6 protein-coding genes are annotated in these 6,429 nt (G+C 69.2%); 2 read left to right on the top strand and 4 right to left on the bottom strand.

Going from position 1 to position 6,429, the window contains the following annotated elements:
• The first annotated feature begins 149 nt into the window (after window positions 1–149).
• Both AOK22_RS01450 and mscL read left to right on the top strand, forming a co-directional pair.
• Window positions 150–668, top strand: coding sequence for a hypothetical protein (locus AOK22_RS01450; RefSeq protein WP_107101819.1), 519 nt, complete (start codon window positions 150–152; stop codon window positions 666–668).
• A 138-nt stretch (window positions 669–806) separates the two neighbouring features.
• Entirely contained in the window at window positions 807–1,280 is a 474-nt protein-coding gene (mscL, locus tag AOK22_RS01445; RefSeq protein ID WP_055696679.1) for a large conductance mechanosensitive channel protein MscL, read from the top strand.
• Between the two features lie 7 nt (window positions 1,281–1,287).
• Here the strand turns inward: mscL and AOK22_RS01440 are convergent, their stop codons facing one another.
• The 4 genes from AOK22_RS01440 to pflB form a co-directional block, all read right to left on the bottom strand.
• Window positions 1,288–1,485: a hypothetical protein gene (locus AOK22_RS01440; protein WP_055696672.1), complete on the bottom strand. Its 198-nt coding sequence runs from the start codon at window positions 1,483–1,485 to the stop codon at window positions 1,288–1,290.
• A gap of 22 nt (window positions 1,486–1,507) precedes the next feature.
• Window positions 1,508–2,920, bottom strand: a complete 1,413-nt coding sequence (locus AOK22_RS01435) for a NarK family nitrate/nitrite MFS transporter (protein WP_055696671.1) — start codon at window positions 2,918–2,920, stop codon at window positions 1,508–1,510.
• 84 nt (window positions 2,921–3,004) lie between these two features.
• Window positions 3,005–3,826, bottom strand: a complete 822-nt coding sequence (gene pflA, locus AOK22_RS01430) for a pyruvate formate-lyase-activating protein (RefSeq protein WP_079036259.1) — start codon at window positions 3,824–3,826, stop codon at window positions 3,005–3,007.
• 147 nt (window positions 3,827–3,973) lie between these two features.
• The gene (gene pflB, locus AOK22_RS01425) at window positions 3,974–6,244 is read right to left on the bottom strand and encodes a formate C-acetyltransferase (protein ID WP_055696670.1); all 2,271 of its coding nucleotides are present in this window, start codon (window positions 6,242–6,244) and stop codon (window positions 3,974–3,976) included.
• Between the last annotated feature and the right edge of the window lie 185 nt (window positions 6,245–6,429).

The raw sequence follows: 6,429 nt of genomic DNA, 5'->3' as shown, positions 1-6,429 counted from the left end.
GCCCGGGGGCAGTGGTGGGGGTGGAACGTCCCCTTCGGGTGAGCGAGTTGTCCACAACCGGCGGGTAGTCCACGGGGCTCAGCGGGAATCGGCGCGGGCCTGCATCGTGAGAGCGGAAGCCAGTTCTCGCAGCGCAGGCGGTGGTTGTCGTGACGCACGTCCCCTCTCGTACCCAGCCCTCCCCGGCGGAGAGCTGCCCGGTCCCCCACTTCTCCCCCGTGCGGGTGCGCGGCGGGCATCCGCGGCTGCGCCGGCTCCTGCGGCACAGACGCCGGGCCCTGGCCGTGGGGCTCGCGCTGACCGCCGCCGCCCTCGCGGCCACTGCCCCGCGCGAGGCGGACCGGCCGCAGCGGACGGCCGCGGACCGGCCCGTGCGGGAGCCACGGTCAGCGGAGCGGGTGACCGCGCCGGTGCGCATCGCCGACGCGGACGCCGCGCGGCTGCTGCGCCCCGGCGACCGGGTCGACGTGATCGCGGCCGACGGATCGGCCGCGGGCGGCGCGAAGCCGCGCGTGGTCGCGGCGGGCGCGCGGGTTTCGGAGGTGCCGGAGCCGGGGGAAAGTCCCGCCGAGAGCGGCGCGTTGGTGGTCTTCTCCGTGCCGAGGGACACGGCGGTGCGGCTGGCCGGGGCCGGGGCGAGCACGCGGCTCGCGGTGGCGCTGCGATGAAGCGGAGCGTTCACGATCGCACTGCCCCCTTGTCAAGTCGCTCGTTCGTGGGAGCGAATTGGACAGGTCCTCCAGGGGCTGACGTAGGTTGCGAAGTTGTTTGTTCCGCAACCCGCACATGCAACGAAAGGCCTCGTGGTGAGCGAGAAGAAGGAACCGGGCGTCTGGGAGGGCTTCAAGGCCTTCCTGATGCGCGGCAATGTCGTCGACCTGGCGGTCGCGGTCGTCATCGGCGCCGCGTTCACGAACATCGTGAACTCGGTGGTCAAGGGTGTCATCAACCCGCTCGTCGGCGCCTTCGGCACGAAGGATCTCGACCACTACAGCTCGTGCCTGAAATCTCCGTGCGAGATGAAGAACGGCGAGGTCGTCAGCGGCATCCCGATCATGTGGGGTTCCGTGCTCAGCGCGGTCCTCAGCTTCCTGATCACCGCGGCCGTCGTGTACTTCCTGATGGTGCTGCCCATGGCCAAGTACCTGGCGAAGGTCGCCGCCAAGAAGGCCGAGAAGGAGGGCACCCAGGAGGTCATCGAGGTCTCCGAGCTGGAGGTCCTCAAGGAGATCCGCGACGCCCTCGTCGCGCAGCGCGGCTCGGGGCACCGCGAGGAGTAGCGCGGACTCAGAGGTGGTGGGGCGGCTTCTCGTCGAGGAAGCGCGCCAGGTCGGCGGCGCTGTCGCCGGCGTCGGCCCGCTCGCCCCACCCACGGTCCGTGTCGTCCGACGACTGCTGGGCCAGCGGATCGTCGAAGACCAGCGCGTTCCTCGGCTTCTTGGGCTTCTCCGGGTCGCGCGGTTCGGGGGCGGGGGCGGTGCTCATGCCTCCAGGGTACGTCGGGGGCTCAGCTCGGGGCCTCCGCGCCCTTGCGAGCGTAGAACCACCAGCACACGACCAGGCACGTGACGTAGAAGCCGATGAACATCCACAGCGCGGTGGTGACCGAGAGGTTCGCGAACATCGCCGGGATGAAGAAGAAGCCGTACGCCGCGATGGCGGCGGAGAAGCCGGTGACCGCGCCCGACTCCATCTCGGCCTGCTTGAGCGCGGTGCGCTCCGCCTCCTCGCCCTGGCCCGCGACCTTCTTCAGGTGCAGGTCCCGGAAGATCACGGGGATCTGGCGGAACGTGGAGCCGTTGCCGACGCCGGAGAACGCGAAGGCGCACAGGAACCCGACGTAGAACGCCCAGAAGCTGCCCTTGTCGCCGCCCGCGGGCAGCGCCGTGATCACGACGACCAGCGAGGCGGCCATGCCGACGAAGGACACCATGGTGACCCTCGCCCCGCCGATCCGGTCCGACAGCCAGCCGCCCGCCCAGCGGGTGAGGGCGCCGATGAAGGGGCCGATCCAGGCGTAGGTGGTGGCCTGGTAGCCCGAGGCCGCGAAGTTGTTCTTGATCAGCAGCGGGAGTCCGGCGGCGAAGCCGATGAACGACCCGAAGGTGCCGACGTAGAGCCAGGTCATCAGCCAGTTGTGCTTGCGCTTGAAGATGATCTTCTGACGGCTGAAGGGCGCTGCCGCGACCTTGAGGTCGTTCATCAGGAACCACGACATCAGCGCCATGATCACCAGGAGCGGCACCCAGAGGAACGCGCCGTTCTGGAGCCAGACGTCCTCGTTCTTGACGGTGTCGCGCTGCGGGTCGCCCGCGGGGGCGCCGAGGACGGCGGCCGTGACGACCAGCGGGGCGACCAGCTGGACGACGGAGACGCCGAGGTTGCCGAGGCCGCCGTTGAGGCCGGCGGCGCTGCCCTTCTCCCGCTTGGGGAAGAAGAAGCCGATGTTCGCCATGGACGAGGAGAAGTTGGCGCCGCCGATGCCGCAGACCGCGGCGATCAGGGCCAGCTCCCAGTAGGGGGTTCCGGTGTCCTGGAGCGCGAACCCGAGCCACAGCATCGGGGCGATGAGGATGATCGTGGAGAACGCGGTGAACTTCCGCTCCCCGAAGATCGGCCCGATGAAGGTGTAGAGGATCCGGAAGGTGCCGCCGGTGAGACCGGGGATGGCCGTCAGCCAGAAGAGCTGCGAGGTGGAAAGCCCGAACCCCACGTCGTTGAGGCGGACGGCGGTGACCGACCAGACCTGCCAGACGACGAAGCCGAGCATCAGGGCCGGGATGGACACCCAGAGGTTGCGCTTGGCGACCTTGTGGCCGGTGGCGCGCCAGAAGGCGTCGTCCTCCGGGCGCCACTCCGCGATCGTCGATCCGGGACGGTAGGTGTCGCCCGTCCGCCGATGGCTGGTGGGAGCACTCATGCGGCCACGCTAGGCAGGGCCGCGGCGGGCCGCCCGCCCGCTGGGCCGTTCGGGTGGTCCGCGCGGTGCGCGCACCCGCCTCTGTCAGACGGCCTTGAGTCCCTGAGCCGCGAAGATCTCCTTGGCGGCGGCCACCTGTTCGAGGGTGGGCGAGGGGGTGTCGCGCAGCGTGAAGTCCTTGCCGAGCGCGTCCCACTTGGCCTCGCCCAGCTTGTGGAAGGGCAGTACGTCGACGCGCGTGACATTGCCGAGCGAGGCGGCGAAGCGGGCCACGCCCTCGATGTTCCCGGGGTCGTCGGTCAGGCCGGGGACGAGGACGAAGCGCACCCAGACCTCCTTGCCGAGGTCGGCGAGGCGGTGGGCGAAGTCGAGGGTGGGCCGCAGGGGGCGCCCGGTGACCTTCTGGTAGGTCTCGGGGTCCCAGGACTTGATGTCGAGCAGGACCAGGTCGACGTCGCGCAGCAGGGCGTCGGTGGCGCGTGCGCCGAGGAAGCCGGAGGTGTCCAGGGCGGTGTGCAGGCCGAGTTCGTGCTTGAGGCGGTGCAGCAGTTCGCCGGTGAAGACGGGCTGCAGGAGGGGCTCGCCGCCGCTGACGGTGGCTCCTCCCCCGGCCGCGGCGATGAACTTGGTGTACTTGGCGGCCTCCGCGATCACGTCGTCGGCGGTGGTCCGCTTGCCGTCGCGCATCCGCCAGGTGTCGGGGTTGTGGCAGTACAGACAGCTCAGGGGGCACCCGGCGAGGAACGTGACGAAGCGCGTCCCGGGCCCGTCGACGCCGGTGGACAGGTCCCAGGAGTGGATCGATCCGGTGACGGGGCGGTGGGTGGCCGCCGCCGCGGGGGTGGCGGCGTCCTCGTCGGCCATGCGCGGACGTACGGGGATGTCGGTACCGAGCAGGACAGCCATGGCGGAACTCCCGAACTACTGGCAGGACGTGGTGTTCGCGGCTCCCGGGGCCGGGGTGAGGGCCCGGCCCCGGGGCCGCGGATCCGGGGCGGCTCCGGTGAGGGAGCCGGTGGCCCCCGGCGCGGACGTGCGCCGGGAGCCGGTGGCTCACAGGGAGCCGTGGAAGGTGCGGTTGATGACGTCGAGCTGCTGGTCGCGGGTCAGCCGGATGAAGTTCACCGCGTATCCGGAGACCCGGATGGTCAGCTGCGGGTAGTTCTCCGGGTGCTCCATGGCGTCCTCGAGGGTCGCCTTGTTCAGCACGTTGACGTTCATGTGGAAGCCGTCGCTGGCCATGAAGCCGTCCAGGACGCCGGAGAGGTTCTCCACCCGCTCCTCGGGGGTGCGGCCGAGGGCGTCCGGGGTGATGGTGTTGGTCAGCGAGATGCCGTCCTCGGCGTCGTCGTAGGGCAGCTTGGCGACCGACATCGCCGAGGCGATGTACCCGTGCTCGTCCCGGCCGTTCATCGGGTTGGCACCCGGGGCGAAGGGCGTGCCGGCGCGGCGGCCGTCGGGGGTGTTGCCGGTCTTCTTGCCGTAGACGACGTTCGAGGTGATGGTCAGCACCGACTGGGTGTGCACCGCGTTGCGGTACGTGGGGTGCTTGCGGACCTTCTCCATGAAGTCGTGCACGATGCGCGTGGCGATCTCGTCGGCGCGGTCGTCGTTGTTGCCGTAGGCGGGGTAGTCGCCCTCGATCTCGTAGTCGACGGCGAGACCGGTCTCGTCGCGGATCACCTTGACCCTGGCGTGCTTGATCGCCGAGAGGGAGTCCGCGGCGACCGAGAGGCCCGCGATGCCGCACGCCATGGTGCGCAGGATCTCCTGGTCGTGCAGCGCCATCTCGATGCGCTCGTAGGCGTACTTGTCGTGCATGTAGTGGATGACGTTGAGCGCGTGGACGTACGTCTTGGCCAGCCAGTCGAGCATCGCGTCGTACTGCTTCGCGACGGTCTCGTAGTCGAGGTACTCGCCCTCGATGGGCGTGAAGCCCTGCACGACGGTCTTGCCGGACTTCTCGTCGCGGCCGCCGTTGATCGCGTAGAGGAGCGCCTTGGCGACGTTGACGCGGGCGCCGAAGAACTGCATCTGCTTGCCGACGGCCATCGCCGAGACGCAGCAGGCGATCGCGGTGTCGTCGCCGTACTTGGGACGCATCAGTTCGTCGGACTCGAACTGGATGGCCGAGGTGTCGATGGCGACCTTGGAGGCGAAGTCCTTGAAGCCCTTGGGCAGTCGCTGCGACCAGAAGACCGTGAGGTTCGGCTCGGGCGCGGGGCCCAGGTTGTAGAGGGTCTGCAGGGCGCGGAAGGTGGTGCGCGAGACCAGCGGGCGGCCGTCGGCGCCGATGCCGGCCATCGACCAGGTGACCCAGGTCGGGTCGCCGGAGTAGAGCTCGTTGTACTCGGGCGTGCGCAGGAAGCGGACGATGCGGAGCTTGATGACGAAGTCGTCGATGAACTCCTGGGCCTCGGCCTCGGTGATGCGGCCGGCCTCGATGTCGCGCTGGAGGTAGATGTCGAGGAAGTTGTCGATGCGGCCGATCGACATGGCCGCGCCGTTCTGCTCCTTCACGGCGGCGAGGTAGGCGAAGTACAGCCACTGGATGGCCTCGCGGCCGGTGGTGGCGGGCTGCGCGATGTCGTAGCCGTACGACATCGCCATGGCCTTCAGTTCCTTGAGGGCCTTGATCTGCTCGGAGATCTCCTCGCGCCCGCGGATCACGTCCTCGGTCGCCCACTCCTCGCCGAGGGCGGCCTTGTCGGCCTCCTTGGCGGCGATCAGGCGGTCGACGCCGTAGAGGGCGACGCGGCGGTAGTCGCCGATGATGCGGCCGCGGCCGTAGGCGTCGGGCAGGCCCGTGATGATGCCGGAGGAGCGGCAGGCGCGGATCTCGGGCGTGTAGGCGTCGAAGACGCCTTCGTTGTGGGTCTTGCGCAGGTGGGTGTAGACGTCCCGGACCTCGGGGTCGGCCTCGTAGCCGTAGGCGTTGAGGGCGCCCTCGACCATCCGCCAGCCGCCGTTGGGCATGATGGCGCGCTTGAGCGGGGCGTCGGTCTGCAGGCCGACGATCAGGTCCTTGTGGTCGGCGGCGGTGCCGTCGATGTAGCCGGGCCTGAAGGCGTCGATGCGGGACGGGGTCTTCACGTCCACGTCGTGGATGCCGCGCTCGATCTCCGTGGGGAACATCGAGAGGAGCTTCTGCCAGACCTGGGTGGTGCGTTCGGTCGGGCCGGCCAGGAAGGAGTCGTCCCCTTCGTAGGGCGTGTAGTTCTGCTGCACGAAGTCGCGGACGTCGATGGCGTCCCGCCACAGGCCGCCCTTGAAACCGTCCCAGGCCTCGCCGTTCACTGTCGTCTCCGCAGGTGTGGCAGTCATGACGCGCACCTTCCGTTTCGCTTCTTCGCTACACCTCTATTCCACTCCCTTTTGATCGATCAAAGGGGCCGCAATGGTCCTCGTTCGGGGACCGAAAGGCCCTTTTCCGCGCGGACGCGATCGATGAAACCTGCGTTGACCAGGTGTTTTCTGCGGGACTTTGGACCTAAGTTCGCTTGTGAACG

Source organism: Streptomyces silaceus (assembly GCF_001419745.1).
GTDB classification, from domain to species: domain Bacteria; phylum Actinomycetota; class Actinomycetes; order Streptomycetales; family Streptomycetaceae; genus Streptomyces; species Streptomyces silaceus.
The sequence above is the reverse complement of the archived record's forward strand: the minus strand, read 5'-3'. Positions and strand labels throughout refer to the sequence as shown.